The organism is Sulfuriflexus sp. (assembly GCF_032250955.1).
Classification (GTDB): domain Bacteria; phylum Pseudomonadota; class Gammaproteobacteria; order AKS1; family AKS1; genus Sulfuriflexus.
The window spans coordinates 1-15,028 of sequence record NZ_JAVVES010000060.1 but is presented as its reverse complement, the minus strand read 5'-3'; the positions used below and the strand labels follow the sequence as shown (position 1 = coordinate 15,028).

Below are 15,028 nucleotides of genomic sequence, written 5' to 3'. Positions count from 1 at the left end.
GCTCCGCGGGGTAATCCCACAGAGCGCAATTTCACTTTCCAGGCGGAGTACTTTCAGCGCAGCGAGGATGGCAGCATCGCCGTCGACGACGGCGCGGAGATAACCGCCTATCGTGGCAAGCAACGTGGCTGGTACACCCAGGCGGTGTACCAGTTCCGGCCGCGATGGCGCATAGGTGCACGCTATGACGAGCTCTGGTCGGATAACCGCGGCACCGATATCGATGTGCTCAACGAGGCCGGCCTGAACAGTGATTACGATCCGTCACGGCTTAGCGCCATGCTGGATTACTCCCGGAATGAATATAATCGGGTCCGTTTTCAGTACAACCGTGACAAGTCCAGGCCGGGTGACGCTGACAACCAGTTCACTATCCAGTACATCATGAGCTTCGGTGCTCATGGTGGACATCAGTTCTAGGGGCACGCTATGAAACATTTATTGATAACGTTGGTTTTTGTATTGACGGCAGTCTCTGAAGCCCATGCCGAAATCCGCATCCTTGCCTGCGAGCCTGAATGGGCGGCACTCAGCGAGGAACTGGCGGGTGACAAGGCGACCATCCACAGTGCCACTACCGGCCTGCAGGACCCGCATCGGATTACCGCTCGTCCCAGTCTTATTGCCAAAATGCGGCAGGCGGATCTGGTCATCTGTAGCGGTGCGGATCTGGAAGTGGGATGGTTGCCGCTGTTGTTGAGAAAGTCAGGCAACCCCAAAGTCCAGCCGGGCCGGCCCGGTTACCTGGAGGCCGCGAGCCATGTCAGGATGCGGGAGATCCCGCGCAATATAGATCGCAGTGAGGGCGATGTTCATTCACAGGGAAATCCGCATATCCATACTGATCCACGCAATATCGCGCGGCTTGCACCGGTCATCAGTGCGCGCCTGGCCAGTATCGACCCGGAGCATGCCGCATATTACCGGCAACGACTGGCGGACTTTAAGCAGCGCTGGGACAGGGCCATTTCACGCTGGGAGGCCGAAGCGAAAAACCTCAGGGGCCTGCCAGTCGTGACCCAGCATAAAAGCTGGGTTTACCTGATTGAGTGGCTGGGGCTGGAGCGGCTTGCGGTACTGGAGGAAAAGCCGGGCATACTGCCGGGGGCCGGGCACCTTGCGGGCATTGCCCGGCAGCTGGAGCAGAAACCGGCGAAGCTTATTCTGCGTGCGGCTTATCAAAGCCCGCGTGCCTCGGAATGGCTCAGCGAGCGGAGCGGGATACCTGCGGCAGCCCTGCCGTTTACGGTGGGGGGCAATGAAAATGCCAAAGACCTGTTTGGCCTGTTTGATGAAACGCTGCGCATTCTCAATCAGTATGCCCATGCCCAATAAAGGATAGCCATGCTGGAATTCTCAGTCATTCTTGCCCCTCTCATCGCGGGCCTGCTGGTGATCGCGACCCATGTTCCCCTGGGTCGCGAAGTCCTCAAGCGGGGCATAATCTTTATTGATCTGGCGATTGCGCAGATTGCCGGTCTCGGGGTTATCGCGGCGCAGACGTTTGAATTCGAGATGTCGGGTTACGGTGTGCAACTGGCCGCAGGGGCAAGCGCACTGGCTGGAGGGCTGTTGTTGCAATGGTCTGAACGTCGCTGGCCGGATATACAGGAGGCGCTCATCGGCACCATCTTCGTGTTGGCGGCCTGCGCGAGCCTGTTATTGCTTGCCGGCAATCCACACGGGGCCGAGCACTTACAGGAATTACTGGCGGGGCAAATTCTATGGGTACGGTATGAGCAGCTACCGGCCGCCAGCGTCTTGTTCGCCCTCGTCCTGGGCCTGTGGTTTTTTGCCGGGAATGTTGCACGTGGCAAGGGATTTTACCTGCTGTTTGCGCTCGCCGTGACGGCATCGGTGCAACTGGTCGGGATATACCTGGTCTTTGCGAGCCTGATTATCCCCGCGCTTGCCGCCAGGCGGCTCGATACGAGATGGGGACTCTATATGGCTTACGCGGTGGGTGCCGGTGGTTACCTGGCAGGCTTACTGTTATCAGTGACGACTGACTTACCCGCGGCACCCTTGATCGTTTGGGCGCTTGCTGTCTTCAGTATGCTGGGCGCATGGCTGTTGCAACGTTACAGGCGTGTTGCCTGATTCCTGCGCTGCTTTTGCCAATATGTCTGCCCGTTTATGGTTCCTGACACAATAACTGTGCACGGAACCATAATTTGCCGCTTTCAGACTATCGGTAGTGATTTTGGGGTTGTGGCATCCATTGCTAGATGAACTAAATACGCTCCTCCTACAACAAAACCGGCTTGTTTAAGTAGTTTGTTCATCTCATCCTGGGGCTGCCACTGGTATAGCTTGTATAAGCCGTACCCGAGTAAGCCGGCAAAACCAAAGCTATGGAAGAACTGACGGTGATTTGGATGAAAGGCCGGTTCCAGGATATCGGGTAAGCTCCCGCAAACTGCTGCAGCCGTGGCATGAACCAAGGGTTTGGCTGTGTTTTGACCGTTCTGGTCTTCGTTATAGGCGGAAATCCCGCCTACTACCAGGGCTGCTCCAAACCGATGTGCTACGGCATTTGCCATGTTATTTCTCCTTCCTGACACCCTTAAAGGGGTCTTTGTCAGCTTTCTGGTCGATAAAACGACCGGTTGTAGTATCCCGCTTGACCCAGTGGTCATTCTGGGGGTTATATGTCTGTGATCGGCCACGTACGGCGCCACTGCGCTTTCCGTCGCCTTTTGGTGGGTTGGTAGCCATAAGTTCTAACCTCCTGTTCCATAAAAATATTTGATCCAAATTAGGCTTGCCACACTGCTCGCCATTGACTATAGTTTACACAATCATCATTAATGATCAAGTTTGTAAACCGGGAGAATAAGCATGATTGGAGAACGAATACAGCAGGCGCGTAAAGCGTCAGGCTTGTCTCTGCGTGCGCTTGCAGAAAAGGTCGGTGTATCTGCGATGGCAATTTCTAAATACGAGAACAACCAATCCACCCCCTCTTCCGGGGTGATGCTGGCCTTGGCTAAGGCTTTACAGGTACGGACTGAGTACTTTTTTCGGCAAATTGAGGTGGAGCTGCGCGAAGTTGAATATCGCAAACACTCGAAGTTGCCCAAAAAGGTACTGACTCAGATCGAGGGGGATGTCCTGGAGCAGGTAGAGCGATATCTGGTGCTTGAAGATATCCTGCCTGTCAGTCCGGTGCGACGATTTGTATTGCCAGAAGGGTTGCCGGACAAAATTAACGATTTTGATGAGATTGAGCATATTGCCAATGTCGTGCGTGAAGAATGGAAGCTGGGACAAAATCCAATACTGGATCTTACCGGTACTCTGGAGGAACGAGGTATCAAGGTATTCCAGACCCATGCTCTGCACGATGGCAAATTTGATGGACTGGCCTGTCGTGTGAATGGCGCACCGATTATTGTGGTGGGTGCAGACTGGCCCGGTGATCGTCAGCGGTTTACCATGGCGCATGAGTTAGGACACCTTATTCTTGAAGGCCGGTTAGACGAGGCTATGAAGGAACAGGAAGAAAAACTGGCCCATCGCTTTGCCGGTGCCTTTCTTGCGCCTGCGGCAGAAGTGTACAACGAGCTGGGCCGCCGCCGTTCATGGTTTGAACCCAGAGAGTTGTGCGTACTGAAAAAGGCCTATGGTCTTAGCATGGGGGGCTGGCTGCACCGTGCGAAGGATCTCTCTATCATGGGTGATTCAGTATATATAGAGATGGTAAAAATGTTTCGCCGCTATGGATGGCACAAGCAGGAACCGTGCGACGAATATCCCCGAGAAGAGCCACAGGTATTTACTCAGTTGGTTTTTCATGCACTGGCCGAGGAGTTAATAAGCGAATCGAAGGCAGCGGAGTTAATGGGTAAATCGCTAGTGGAATTCCGAGTACTAAGGAAAGTGGATCATGCCAGTGCGGCTACTCATTAGCGATGCCAATGTACTAATAGATATACATGTGAGTGGATTGCTTGATGTAATGTTTGATCTGCCATTTGAATACGCGACACCTGATAGTTTGTTCGAGCAGGAGTTACGCGCAACACTTAGTGAGCTGATTGAACGCGGCTTACAGTTGGTGGAACTTACAGACGATATGCAGCTAAAGGTTCAAGAACTTAGTCAGCAGCATAAAGGTGTAAGTAGTCATGACCTGGAAGCGATGGTGCTGGCAGATGAGTAAAAAGTACCATTATTGACAGGCGACAAAAAACTGCGTCAGGTTTGTCTTCTGGAAAACATCGATGTTCGCGGCACGATCTGGCTTGTTGGTGAAATGCTGGAATCAAAGATGATTACCGTCGCTGAAGCGAGTGAGGCATATCACAGAATGGAAGAAGATGGCAGCCGCCTGCCCTGGGATGAAGTAGAAAGTCAGTTAAAACGATTTAGGAAACAAAAGTAATTTATGAGTAAAAGAGCGAAAAAAGATCTATTGCCTCTTATATCCCGCGCACGGTTGCTGGAGCTGGCGGGAAATTATGACGTTACAGGCCTTAGCAGTAAATCCAAAGGTGATATCGTACAGGCCATGGTCCAATATCGAAAAATTGCACTGGCAGATATGCTTGAGACATTGAAGCGTGATGAACTGAAGGACCTGTGCAAAAAATTATCACTGGGTGAGTCAGGTCGTGAAAAAGCTGTGCTCATAGAACGGTTGGTGAATGGAAAACAAGTGGCCTCGGTTGCGGAAGCACCAGCTGAATATAAAGCTGATTCTAAAAAGAGTACGAAGAAAAAGAAAATTAACGGCGAGAGAAAAAACAAATCCCCCCAAACTATGGTTTTTTTGTAACCATAGTTTGTCCATTTATGATCAACTATGCTTTCGTGCACACATATATGCTGTGTTTTTGTTTGGTGGGCCCACCAGGACTCGAACCTGGGACCAAGGGATTCACTTTAGCCTGACATTTCTGCCAGGAGCGGACTATCTCATCACCCACAAACATGGTTGTTTGCCAGGGTGCGGGACGCTCTAGCCTGTTATTAAGGACGCTCGGTTATAAACCAGTCCCCAGGTAGTCTCTGCACCTTCCGAAGGTGTACCTCCGGCTTGGATCAGGATTGCCATCAGCCTATATGAAATAGCTGTTAAGGTTCCCCTGAATTCATCCCGTTCATTCCATACCTTTCAGCATGGACGCACCATCTTGATGAGTCCCCTGCTCTAACCAACTGAGCTATAGGCCCAAACGCGACCTATTGTAGCAACTTTTTCTTGATATTGAAGTATTTATAATAGATTATGAAAAGTATAATAAGCCAAAATGGATATTGGATATGAAGTGTTTAAATTGTGGTGAAGAATTGCAAGGGCGCCAGAGAAAATTTTGCAGCAGGGAATGCAAGAATACTGTTACAAACCAATCTCACCAGAGTTATCGAGCACAGCAAGCAAGAGGCAGAGAGCGAAAACTAGAACTGATTCGGCTCAAGGGCAGGAGATGTGAAAAGTGTGGCTATAAAAAGAATTATTCAGCTCTGGAATTTCACCATGTAAAACCTGAAAGCAAGAACTTCCAATTGGATTTACGATCATTATCGAATAGAAAGTGGGAAGTGGTTTTACAGGAAGTGGAGAAGTGCGTGCTTCTGTGTTCAAACTGTCATGCAGAGGAACATAACCCCGACTGTATGCTAGTAGGCATAAAGTCGGGGTTAGATAATTAAGAACCGGTCTGCTGGTCGAGGAAGCTGCGCAGTTGTTCCGAACGGCTCGGGTGACGCAGTTTGCGCAGGGCCTTGGCCTCTATCTGGCGGATACGCTCACGGGTGACGTCGAACTGCTTGCCGACTTCTTCCAGTGTGTGATCGGTATTCATATCGATACCGAAGCGCATGCGCAGTACCTTGGCCTCGCGGGCGGTCAGGCCATCGAGGATGCCCTGGGTCGCTTCCCGCAGGCCTTCGATAGTGGCCGAGTCGAGTGGCAGCAGGGCGTTACCGTCTTCGATGAAATCACCGAGGTGTGAATCTTCGTCATCACCAATCGGGGTTTCCATGGAGATCGGCTCCTTGGCAATCTTCATGACCTTGCGCACCTTGTCTTCCGGCATTTCCATGCGTTCGGCCAGTTCTTCCGGTGTGGGTTCACGGCCCATCTCCTGCACCATCTGGCGCGAGATACGCGACAGCTTGTTGATGGTTTCGATCATGTGGACCGGGATACGGATGGTCCGGGCCTGGTCAGCGATGGAACGCGTAATGGCCTGGCGAATCCACCATGTTGCATAGGTCGAGAACTTGTAACCACGACGGTATTCAAACTTGTCGACGGCCTTCATCAGACCGATGTTGCCTTCCTGGATCAGGTCGAGGAACTGCAGGCCGCGGTTGGTGTATTTTTTCGCAATCGAGATCACGAGACGCAGGTTGGCCTCGACCATTTCCTTCTTGGCACGGCGGGCCTTGGCTTCGCCGATGGACATCTTGCGATTGATGTCCTTGATCTGGCCGATGGTCATGTTGCTTTCTTCCTGCAGCGCGATGAGTTTCTTTTGCGCACGCAGGATTTCGTCTTCGTGTTCTTTCAGGACCTTGGCAAAGGGCTTGCTGGATTTCAGCAGTCCCTGTAACCATTCAGGATTGGTTTCATTTTCCGGGAAGGAAAGAATGAAGTCCTTGCGTGGCATACGGGCCTTTTCCACGCAAATATTCATAATGACCTTTTCCTGGACACGAATGCGGTCGACCATGCTGCGCAGGTCATTGACCAGTCGGTCAACCAGGCGCTGGGCGAGTTTCATTTCCATGAACTGGGCCGAAAGCTGCTGACGCATCTTCACGCATTTCTCGTCCTTCTTGCCATGCTTGTTGGCGGCATTCAGGTAGCGCTTGTAGAGTTTGCGCATCGTCTCGAAACGTTGCTTGGCCTCTTCCGGATCCGGCCCGGTGTCGACCTCTTCCTCTTCCTCATCATCCTTTTTGTCTTTATCTTCAGCGCTGCTCTGTGTGCTGCCCGGTTTGGCAATCACGTCCGGTGCATTCGGATCGATAAAGGTGGTGAGGATATCTGTCAGGCGTGTTTCTTCGCGTTCGAAGCGATCCGCTTCGTAGAGCAGGGTGGCAATGGTTTCACTGTAAGTGGCCAGCGCGGAGAGCATCTGGTTCATGCCTTGCTCGATGCGCTTGGCAATGCGGATTTCACCTTCGCGGGTCAGCAGTTCGACGGCACCCATTTCACGCATGTACATACGTACCGGGTCGGTGGTACGACCGAATTCGGCGTCCACGGTAGCCAGTGTGGCAGCGGCTTCTTCGCTGGCGGCATCGTCATCGGCGCTCACCGCCTGATCAGACATAACCAGGCTGTCGGCGTCAGGGGCGGATTCCTGCACGGTGATCCCCATGTCGGTGATCATGCTGATAATCCCCTCGATCTGATCCGGATCGACGATCTCGTTTGGCAGGTGATCATTTACCTCTGCGTAGGTCAGGTAGCCTTGCTCCTTTCCCTTGGCGATCAGTGCCTTGAGCTGAGATTGTTGTGTTTCCTTGTCCATTGCCATGTATGTGTGCCTTGTCTAAAATACAGATGTCTTGCCATCACCCACCAAAAGCGGGCGGTATTAAACGAACTATTATAGTTCAATTACTGGCGTTTTACATAGTTTAGTCTGTGAACGACGATCTTTCAGGGATCACTAACAATCTGTTTCCTGAAAGCTTTTTTCTCTTCCTCGGTAAGCTCGTCAAATCGTTTCGATTTCACGTTCTCAATATGCGCCATTTGTCGCCGCCGTGCGGCCTGTTCATCCAAACGTGCCAGGGTATGCAGAAACTCGGTCTCCAGGGCCTGGGTATCGGAGAGCGTGGCATCCGTTGCCGCCAGTTCGCGTAAGCGCTGCGCAATCGGCTGTTCGCGCCAGTGTTCGATGACGGCCGCAGTGTTTAAATGTGGTTTAAGTTGCAATAATTCAACCAGTTCGACTAAAAAAGCCGCACCGGGTTCGCCGGAGGCCAGCAGGCGTTTGCCGTCCCCCGCCAGTTTGCCCAGCCCCGGATCCTGCAGCAGGCAACTGATCGCCCGGCTGACCAGGCTGTTGCTGCGTTTGGTCGGTGCGCCCGAGCGCGGCGAACGTTGCACGGGGGCGACGGCGTCCTGTTTCTGGTGAAACAGGTGCGCGGCCAGGCGGTCGGCATCCATCTCGGCGATACGCGCCAGTTGATCGGTGAGCATTTCGCGATAAACCCCGGCACTAAGCCTGGTGAACAGGGGCCGGGCCAGTTCAACCAGCCTGGCACGGCCGTCGATGGTCTGTATATCGGCCCGTGCAGAGAGGTTTTCAAGCAGGAACCGGGAAAAAGGCATGGCCTCGTGGATATTTTTCTCCAGCGCCTCACGACCGTGCTGGCGCACATAGGTATCCGGGTCTTCGCCCTCGGGCAGGAACAGGAACTTCGCCTCGCGGCCCTCGCGGATTACGGGCAGGGCATTTTCCAGCGCCCGCCAGGCCGCGGCACGACCGGCACGGTCACCATCAAAACAGAACACGACCTCGGGCACCGTACGAAACAGCTGTTCGAGGTGCTCGGCAGTGGTCGCCGTGCCGAGCGTGGCCACGGCATAACGAATGCCGTACTGGGCCAGTGCGATCACGTCCATATAGCCCTCGACCACCAGCAGCCGCGGGATATCGCGTAAGGCCTTGCGGACCTGGTAGAGGCCATAGAGCTCGCGGCCCTTGTGGAAAACGGGGGTTTCCGGGGAGTTCAGGTACTTGGCACCCTGTTGTTGCGTCCCGTCTCCTGCGTCCAGCACGCGGCCACCGAAGGCGATACAGCGGCCACGCCGGTCGAGGATCGGGATCATGATGCGATCCCGGAAACGGTCATAGCGCTTGTCGTCCTTCTCGATCACCATGCCCGAAGTGGTCAGGCTTGCCTGCCTGGCGGCATCGTCGCCAACGTGTTTAATCAGGTTGTCCCAGCCCGGCGGGGCAAAGCCGATGCCGAAGGCGGTGACGATATCGCCGCTCAGGTCACGGCCTTTCAGGTAATCAACGGCACGCTGCGCCTGGGGATGGTTGCGCAGCTGGTCACGGTAAAACTTCGAGGCAGTCTCGAGTACGGCATAAAGCGGCTGGTAGTCTTGCCGGGGCACCTCGCTGCCGCCTTCCTCGCGGGGGACATCGACGCCGGCACTGGCGGCCAGCGATTCGATGGCCTCGACAAAACCCATGTGCTCATAATCCATGAGAAAGCCCAGCGCGCTACCGGAGGCGCCGCAGCCAAAGCAGTAATAGAACTGTTTGTCCTGGCTGACACTGAAGGAGGGGGTCTTTTCGCCGTGGAAAGGGCAGCAGGCCATGAAGTCCTTGCCTTTCTTTTTCAATGGCACGCGCACGTCTATGACATCAACGATGTCGATGCGACCAAGCAAGTCATCAATAAAGTTTTGAGGAATCTTTCCGCTCATAGCCTAGAGTGTAAGCCGACTTTCCAGACTAGTCAGCATAAGATGTGTAATGGAGCAGCGTGGTGCAGAAAAACACTGATCAGATGATTTGAGCAGACCGGCTGGTGTGCCGATTGCCAGGAAAAATCTCCAAAAGCAGCGCTTACGCGCGGGTAAACCCGTGTTTTGAGAAAGTTTAACCGCCGCAGAGGGTTGGCGGCTGGACAGGCTCCTAGCCGAGGCGGGCCTTGATCTTGCCGCTGACGGCGCCCATGTCGGCGCGACCCTGCAGCCGGGGGCGGATAATGCCCATAACCTTGCCCATTTCCTTCATGGAACTGGCACCGGTCTCGGCAATGGCTGCATCGATAATGCTGTCGATTTCAGCCTCATCGAGCTGGGCGGGCATAAAGTCCTGGATGACACCGACTTCATATTGCTCCTGCTCGAGCAGGTCCTGGCGAGCGGCGGCCTCGTATTGCTTGATGCTTTCGCGGCGTTGCTTGAGCATTTTGTCGAGGACGGCCAGCGTTTCGGTATCGTCGAGCTCTTTGCGCTCATCGATCTCGATCTGCTTGATAGCCGCCAGCATAAGGCGAATGACACCGAGGCGCGGCTTGTCTTTCTCGCGCATGGCGGTCTTCATGGCCGACGTGATTTGCTCTTTGAGGTCGCTCATTCTGTTTTGCTTAACGGTCCTGACCAGGTCGGGACGTGAAGCAAAATCCTGTATCAGTACAGGCGAACGCGATGCTGGATCTGGCGCGAAACCTTCTTCTGGTTGCGCTTGACAGCAGCAGCAGCCTTACGCTTACGCACGGTGGTCGGCTTCTCATAGGCTTCGCGGCGACGGACTTCGGCAAGTACGCCGGATTTTTCGCAGGAGCGTTTGAAGCGACGCAGGGCTACGTCGAAGGGTTCGTTCTCTCTAACTTTGACTGATGGCATTGATTAAACCTTAAAAATTAACTCGTTATACCCGGGTATCCCGACGGCCAATCTGAGACAGACTGCCAAGGGTGCGAGATCTTAATGATTTACGCGCCAAAATGCAAAATTATCCGGTACTTTTTGCAGACAGGCCGCGCGCCCGGCCGCCGGTCTGCTAAAATGCCGCCCGATATGCGTGTATTGGGAATCGAAACCTCCTGTGATGAGACCGGGGTCGCCGTTTATGACAGCGATCGGGGCCTGCTCGCCCATGCCTTATATAGCCAGGTGGAACTGCATGCCGATTATGGCGGTGTCGTGCCGGAGCTGGCCTCGCGCGACCATGTCCGCAAGATCGTGCCCCTGCTCGATGAGGTCATGGCCAGGGCCGGGCTGAGCCGCCGCGAGATTGACGCCGTGGCTTACACCGAGGGCCCGGGGCTGGTCGGCGCGCTGCTGGTCGGCGCCGCAGTCGGGCGGACCCTGGCCTGGAGCTGGGGCGTGCCGCATGTCGGCGTGCACCACATGGAAGGTCACCTGCTCGCGCCGATGCTCGAGGAGAATCCGCCGGAATTCCCGTTTATCGCCCTGCTGGTGTCCGGTGGTCACAGCATGCTGGTGCAGGTCGAGGGCGTGGGCCAGTACCGGATCCTCGGTGACACCCTCGATGACGCCGTCGGCGAGGCCTTCGACAAGACCGCCAAGCTGCTCGACCTGGGCTACCCGGGCGGGCCGGCGGTGCAAAAACTCGCCGTGGACGGTGACCCGGACAAATACAGATTCCCGCGGCCGATGACCGACCGACCCGGCCTGCAATTCAGTTTCAGCGGCCTGAAGACCTTTGCCCTGAATACCTGGCAAACGAGTACCCAGGATGCGCGGGCCAAGGCCGATATCGCGCGGGCCTTCCAGGACGCGGTGGTCGATACGCTGGCCATCAAGTGCCGGCGCGCCCTGCGCGAGACCGGCGTGAAACAGCTCGTACTGGCCGGCGGGGTCAGCGCCAACACCGCCCTGCGCGAGCGCATGCAACAGCTGGTGAAAGAAGAACAGGCCAAGGTGTTCTATCCGCGGCTGGAATTCTGCACCGACAACGGCGCCATGATCGCCTATGCCGGTTATCTGCGCCTGCAGGCCGGAGAGCGCGGCAGTGCAGGCTTTCATGCCCAGCCGCGGTGGTCTCTCGAGGAACTCGTTGCGCCGTAGGGCAGAATTGATGATTTAGGAATGATGATTGATGAATGAATGAAAAATCATCGATCCGCAATCATCAATCATCAATCAGACTATTCTATATCCGTTGGTACGTTGTCATCAGTGCCCTTGCCGATACTGCCTTCCTTGCCGCTGAGCAGGTTCTGGATGTTGCTGCGGTGCCGCCAGATGAGGATGACACTCATAGCAATGCTCATGCCCAGCCAGTGTCCTTCCGCCGTCAGCCACCAGATATAAAGCGGTGCCAGCATGGCAGCAATGAGGGCGGCCAGGGAAGATATCCTGAAGACCTTGGCAACGACCAGCCAGGTCCCGGCCACGGCCAGACCGACCTGCCAGCTCAGCGCCGCAAACACGCCGAAGGCGGTGGCGACACCCTTGCCGCCGCGAAAATTGAAAAACACCGGATACAGGTGGCCGATAAAGGCGGCAAAGCCGACCGCCGCCAGAACCAGGGCCTCGGTGCCAAGCAGGCGCGCGGCCAGCACCGGGATGACACCCTTGACCATATCCCCGATCAGGACAATCGCGGCGGCCTTTTTACCGCCGAAGCGCAAGACGTTGGTGGCGCCCGGATTGTTAGAGCCCAGCGTACGCGGGTCGGGCAGGCGCATGAGCTTGCAGACGATGATCGCACTGGAGATAGAACCAAATAAATATCCGGCGATGATGAGGCTGTAGTCGAGAATTTGCATGCCGCTATTGGAAACGTTGCAGCACTTATGGTCAAGCCTAATTGGATTGATGATTTAGGAATGATGATTGATGAACGAAAAAGATCGTCATTCCGGCGAAGGCCGGAATCCAGTGCCACTGTTACTGAACACCAGCCTGCACTTAGAACCTCTTCGAGGTGCATTAAGTTGTAGGACGGATTACGTCAGCTTCGGTTCCTAATCTGACCTACGCACTTTATGCTCTTGCATTCATCAATCATCATTCCTAAATCATCAATTTCCCTGAACCTTCGGAAGGAAGGTTAGGTTACTCATGATGAAGCCGGAAGGGGTTCTATGAGCCAAAAATATGCTACAGTGCGCGCACGTTAGAGAATCAGTAAACCAAGACACTATGGACATTATTTTCCTGCATAACCTCAAAGTCGATACCGTTATCGGCATCTTCGACTGGGAACGCCGCATCCACCAGACGGTGGTGATTGATCTGGACATGGGCGCCGATATCCGCAAGGCTGCCAGCAGTGACCACATTGATGACACCCTCGATTACAAGTCAGTAGCAAAACATATTATTGCCTTTGTCGAGGACGCCGAGTTCCAGCTCGTCGAAACCCTCGCCGAACGCATCGCGGAGATCATCCTCGAAGAATTCCCGGTCCCCTGGGTCCGGGTACGTATAAACAAGCAAGGTGCCGTCCGTGGCGCACGTGATGTCGGCGTGATCATCGAACGCGGTAACAAGGACTAGCTATGGCCCGTGTCTTCCTCGGTCTCGGCAGTAACATCGACGCCGAAGAAAACATCCGCTCGGCAATCGAGACCTTGCGCGAACTGTATTCCGATCTCGTGGTTTCCACTGTTTATGAAAGCGAGGCCGTCGGTTTTCAGGGAGATAACTTTTTAAACCTGGTCGTCGCCTTCACCGCCGAAGAAAGTGTCGACGTGATCAGTGAACTCATGGACGAGATCGAAGATGCACATGGTCGTCGCCGTAATCACGACAGGATGATGGCGCGGACCCTCGATATCGATATGCTGCTTTATGATGACCTGGTCGATGAGAGCATGAATATTCCTCGCAACGAGATCGAGACCTATGCCTTTGTCTTGTTGCCCTTGAGTGAGCTGGCGCCTGACATGCGGCATCCGGTAAGTGGTGATACGTTTATTGATATGTGGGAGAGGTTTGATAAGGGAGATCAGAATTTGTGGGCGGCGGATCTGGATTTCTGATTGCGGATTGATGAATGACAAAGACGTCACTATAGCAAATCGAATACTTCTTGCTAGTGTATCAGCATTAGTTTCCTCTGTTTTCTGGTCATACATCCTGGATTTTATAAACGTTGATGAAATTATTGGGCCAAACCCCAGCATCTTAATTGGATTGATTGTAATTAGTGTAATAGCGTCTGACAGGATTTACGTAAAACTTAAAATAATAAACTTTATTGATGAAGACTATACTTCGGAGGAGCTTTCCCATTTTGTCGGATGGAAAACCCCTCTGGATAATGAAAAAAATTTCAGAACTCTTGTAGATGTTCTATCAAATAAATGTGTATCTTATTGGCCTCATATACCAGGTTGGGGAGAGACTAGATTAACGATAGATCCTGAGAAGTCTTTACTGGATGAAGGATTAATTGCACCAGAGATCGTATGTTTTTGTGACATCCCTCGTGGTTCATTGGGTATTCATACAGAGAAGTATGGTCGATTTGGTGTGGGTATAGATAAATACTATCTGGCAAGTTATGGGTGTAGGCCTATTATGTATGTGCCATGGTCGAAACAAGATATCCTAACAGTATATGGGAAAAAATTATTACAAGATATAGAGGGAATATATAGATGCTCACTAGGATGTTACGAACAAAAAACAACACCACGTAAAATTGGAAATGTTCCTGAGGAAGATGAACTACTGAGCACTCTCAAAAGTTGTTTTCAAAAAGACTTTTTAGCATTTATAAAACCATACGATGTATCACTTTCTGAGACAGATCGAGAAAACTATTATATGGAAAGAGAATGGAGAAGGTTAGGGAACGTGGTTTTTGATCATTCTTCATTGAAGAAAATTTATGTTGCGAAAGGATATAAAGAAAGATTAAAGGACATACTTCCAGAGTATAGTGATATCGAGATAGATGAAATTTGAAATCAAGAGGGCGGGTAGAGCGATTGATTAAGTGGGTTTTTAACTCCCTTCGATGCAGCCGAGCCGCGCAGGAAATTTCCGGATGGTCACGTGCAGTCGACCCCGTTTGTAGGCGCAACCGCAGCGAAGCGCAGGTTGCATTAAGCCGTTAAGCAAACGGGTGAGTTCTGCGCGTGCCGGAGATTTCTGAGCAGTGAGGGGATTCTTTTATTCAGTGATAACTGAATGAAAGAACAAATCGTAGGGTGTCCTGTAGCGCGACGCCAGATTTGCGACACCTTCACGCCAGATTTGCGACACCAATTCAGCCCCAATTTACGCCCAATTTGCGACGCCGTTGGGGCTGTTTAAGTGACTTCGTAGTCCTCGCGCACTGATGTGGCGATATTAGTAAACAAGGCCGGCTTATCTCCGGCCTGTCCTCGCGTTGGCCAGGTGTACCCTGAGGGCTCGGTGCTGCCCTCTGGGGAGACCATGAACAGCATGCCCTCCTCGTACATATCGTGCTCTCTGAGCCGCTCGTTACAGATATCGATGAACTGGTCTTTGCTGATCACTGGCTTGGTCATGGCTGTCTCCGTTGCTGTCGCCGGTGGCCACCTTACCACGACCGGATAATCAGCTCTTTCTTCTGGTTTCTGCCCTTTGGTCCAC

General features: G+C 53.3%; 17 protein-coding genes and 1 pseudogene. 11 read left to right on the top strand and 7 right to left on the bottom strand.

What is annotated here, in order from left to right:
- The 3 genes and pseudogenes from RQ738_RS10775 to RQ738_RS10765 form a co-directional block, all read left to right on the top strand.
- Positions 1 to 420 (top strand): annotated as a pseudogene (locus tag RQ738_RS10775) (hypothetical protein); the annotation flags it as partial.
- Positions 421 to 429: 9 nt separating this feature from the next.
- The gene (locus tag RQ738_RS10770; protein WP_314165185.1) at positions 430 to 1,335 is read left to right on the top strand and encodes a metal ABC transporter substrate-binding protein; all 906 of its coding nucleotides are present in this window, start codon (positions 430 to 432) and stop codon (positions 1,333 to 1,335) included.
- Positions 1,336 to 1,344: 9 nt separating this feature from the next.
- A complete protein-coding gene (locus tag RQ738_RS10765; protein WP_314165184.1) occupies positions 1,345 to 2,100 on the top strand; it encodes a metal ABC transporter permease in 756 nt (251 codons plus the stop codon).
- A gap of 83 nt (positions 2,101 to 2,183) precedes the next feature.
- Here RQ738_RS10765 and RQ738_RS10760 read toward each other — a convergent pair whose 3' ends face one another.
- On the bottom strand, positions 2,184 to 2,543 hold the full coding sequence (locus RQ738_RS10760; protein ID WP_314165183.1) for a metal-dependent hydrolase: 360 nt from the start codon (positions 2,541 to 2,543) through the stop codon (positions 2,184 to 2,186).
- 298 nt (positions 2,544 to 2,841) lie between these two features.
- Here RQ738_RS10760 and RQ738_RS10755 point away from each other — a divergent pair, with 298 nt between their 5' ends.
- Genes RQ738_RS10755 through RQ738_RS10740 form a run of 4 tightly spaced genes read left to right on the top strand, consistent with a single transcriptional unit; the run spans position 2,842 to position 4,780 of the window.
- The gene (locus tag RQ738_RS10755) at positions 2,842 to 3,912 is read left to right on the top strand and encodes an XRE family transcriptional regulator (RefSeq protein WP_314165181.1); all 1,071 of its coding nucleotides are present in this window, start codon (positions 2,842 to 2,844) and stop codon (positions 3,910 to 3,912) included.
- On the top strand, positions 3,890 to 4,165 hold the full coding sequence (locus RQ738_RS10750; RefSeq protein WP_314165180.1) for a hypothetical protein: 276 nt from the start codon (positions 3,890 to 3,892) through the stop codon (positions 4,163 to 4,165). Before RQ738_RS10755 ends, RQ738_RS10750 begins: the two co-directional genes overlap by 23 nt.
- A gap of 12 nt (positions 4,166 to 4,177) precedes the next feature.
- Complete coding sequence (locus tag RQ738_RS10745; protein ID WP_314165179.1) at positions 4,178 to 4,387, top strand: hypothetical protein; 210 nt, start codon at positions 4,178 to 4,180, stop codon at positions 4,385 to 4,387.
- A gap of 3 nt (positions 4,388 to 4,390) precedes the next feature.
- Positions 4,391 to 4,780, top strand: coding sequence for an SAP domain-containing protein (locus RQ738_RS10740; protein ID WP_314165178.1), 390 nt, complete (start codon positions 4,391 to 4,393; stop codon positions 4,778 to 4,780).
- A gap of 874 nt (positions 4,781 to 5,654) precedes the next feature.
- Here RQ738_RS10740 and rpoD read toward each other — a convergent pair.
- The 4 genes from rpoD to rpsU form a co-directional block, all read right to left on the bottom strand.
- Entirely contained in the window at positions 5,655 to 7,490 is a 1,836-nt protein-coding gene (gene rpoD, locus RQ738_RS10735; RefSeq protein WP_314165188.1) for an RNA polymerase sigma factor RpoD, read from the bottom strand.
- 131 nt (positions 7,491 to 7,621) lie between these two features.
- Positions 7,622 to 9,406 (bottom strand): DNA primase, encoded by a 1,785-nt coding sequence (dnaG, locus tag RQ738_RS10730; RefSeq protein WP_314165177.1) that lies wholly within the window; start codon positions 9,404 to 9,406, stop codon positions 7,622 to 7,624.
- Positions 9,407 to 9,617: 211 nt separating this feature from the next.
- On the bottom strand, positions 9,618 to 10,064 hold the full coding sequence (locus RQ738_RS10725; protein WP_314165176.1) for a GatB/YqeY domain-containing protein: 447 nt from the start codon (positions 10,062 to 10,064) through the stop codon (positions 9,618 to 9,620).
- 53 nt (positions 10,065 to 10,117) lie between these two features.
- Entirely contained in the window at positions 10,118 to 10,333 is a 216-nt protein-coding gene (gene rpsU, locus RQ738_RS10720) for a 30S ribosomal protein S21 (protein ID WP_314165175.1), read from the bottom strand.
- 174 nt (positions 10,334 to 10,507) lie between these two features.
- Here rpsU and tsaD point away from each other — a divergent pair, with 174 nt between their 5' ends.
- Complete coding sequence (gene tsaD / locus RQ738_RS10715) at positions 10,508 to 11,521, top strand: tRNA (adenosine(37)-N6)-threonylcarbamoyltransferase complex transferase subunit TsaD (protein ID WP_314165187.1); 1,014 nt, start codon at positions 10,508 to 10,510, stop codon at positions 11,519 to 11,521.
- Between the two features lie 80 nt (positions 11,522 to 11,601).
- On the opposite strand, the gene plsY is transcribed toward tsaD, so the two are convergent.
- Positions 11,602 to 12,225 carry a glycerol-3-phosphate 1-O-acyltransferase PlsY gene (gene plsY, locus RQ738_RS10710; RefSeq protein WP_314165174.1) on the bottom strand — a complete coding sequence of 208 codons (624 nt, stop codon included), beginning with the start codon at positions 12,223 to 12,225 and terminating at the stop codon, positions 11,602 to 11,604.
- Between the two features lie 376 nt (positions 12,226 to 12,601).
- Between plsY and folB the strand changes: the two genes are divergently transcribed.
- Genes folB through RQ738_RS10695 form a run of 3 tightly spaced genes read left to right on the top strand, consistent with a single transcriptional unit; the run spans position 12,602 to position 14,374 of the window.
- Positions 12,602 to 12,958, top strand: coding sequence for a dihydroneopterin aldolase (gene folB, locus RQ738_RS10705; RefSeq protein WP_314165173.1), 357 nt, complete (start codon positions 12,602 to 12,604; stop codon positions 12,956 to 12,958).
- A gap of 2 nt (positions 12,959 to 12,960) precedes the next feature.
- A complete protein-coding gene (folK, locus tag RQ738_RS10700; RefSeq protein WP_314165172.1) occupies positions 12,961 to 13,443 on the top strand; it encodes a 2-amino-4-hydroxy-6-hydroxymethyldihydropteridine diphosphokinase in 483 nt (160 codons plus the stop codon).
- A gap of 10 nt (positions 13,444 to 13,453) precedes the next feature.
- Complete coding sequence (locus tag RQ738_RS10695; RefSeq protein ID WP_314165171.1) at positions 13,454 to 14,374, top strand: abortive infection system antitoxin AbiGi family protein; 921 nt, start codon at positions 13,454 to 13,456, stop codon at positions 14,372 to 14,374.
- 347 nt (positions 14,375 to 14,721) lie between these two features.
- On the opposite strand, the gene RQ738_RS10690 is transcribed toward RQ738_RS10695, so the two are convergent.
- Positions 14,722 to 15,028, bottom strand: a 307-nt coding sequence (locus RQ738_RS10690) for a hypothetical protein (RefSeq protein WP_314165170.1), incomplete at its 5' end; no start/stop codon positions are given.

Coding starts and splice junctions, on each gene's coding strand:
- rpoD (WP_314165188.1), bottom strand. CDS start 7,490: ATGGACAAGGAAACACAACAATCTCAGCTCAAGGCACTGATCGCCAAG.
- RQ738_RS10770 (WP_314165185.1), top strand. CDS start 430: ATGAAACATTTATTGATAACGTTGGTTTTTGTATTGACGGCAGTCTCT.
- RQ738_RS10755 (WP_314165181.1), top strand. CDS start 2,842: ATGATTGGAGAACGAATACAGCAGGCGCGTAAAGCGTCAGGCTTGTCT.
- RQ738_RS10765 (WP_314165184.1), top strand. CDS start 1,345: ATGCTGGAATTCTCAGTCATTCTTGCCCCTCTCATCGCGGGCCTGCTG.
- RQ738_RS10760 (WP_314165183.1), bottom strand. CDS start 2,543: ATGGCAAATGCCGTAGCACATCGGTTTGGAGCAGCCCTGGTAGTAGGC.
- rpsU (WP_314165175.1), bottom strand. CDS start 10,333: ATGCCATCAGTCAAAGTTAGAGAGAACGAACCCTTCGACGTAGCCCTG.
- RQ738_RS10740 (WP_314165178.1), top strand. CDS start 4,391: ATGAGTAAAAGAGCGAAAAAAGATCTATTGCCTCTTATATCCCGCGCA.
- dnaG (WP_314165177.1), bottom strand. CDS start 9,406: ATGAGCGGAAAGATTCCTCAAAACTTTATTGATGACTTGCTTGGTCGC.
- plsY (WP_314165174.1), bottom strand. CDS start 12,225: ATGCAAATTCTCGACTACAGCCTCATCATCGCCGGATATTTATTTGGT.
- tsaD (WP_314165187.1), top strand. CDS start 10,508: ATGCGTGTATTGGGAATCGAAACCTCCTGTGATGAGACCGGGGTCGCC.
- RQ738_RS10695 (WP_314165171.1), top strand. CDS start 13,454: ATGAATGACAAAGACGTCACTATAGCAAATCGAATACTTCTTGCTAGT.
- folK (WP_314165172.1), top strand. CDS start 12,961: ATGGCCCGTGTCTTCCTCGGTCTCGGCAGTAACATCGACGCCGAAGAA.
- RQ738_RS10750 (WP_314165180.1), top strand. CDS start 3,890: ATGCCAGTGCGGCTACTCATTAGCGATGCCAATGTACTAATAGATATA.
- folB (WP_314165173.1), top strand. CDS start 12,602: ATGGACATTATTTTCCTGCATAACCTCAAAGTCGATACCGTTATCGGC.
- RQ738_RS10725 (WP_314165176.1), bottom strand. CDS start 10,064: ATGAGCGACCTCAAAGAGCAAATCACGTCGGCCATGAAGACCGCCATG.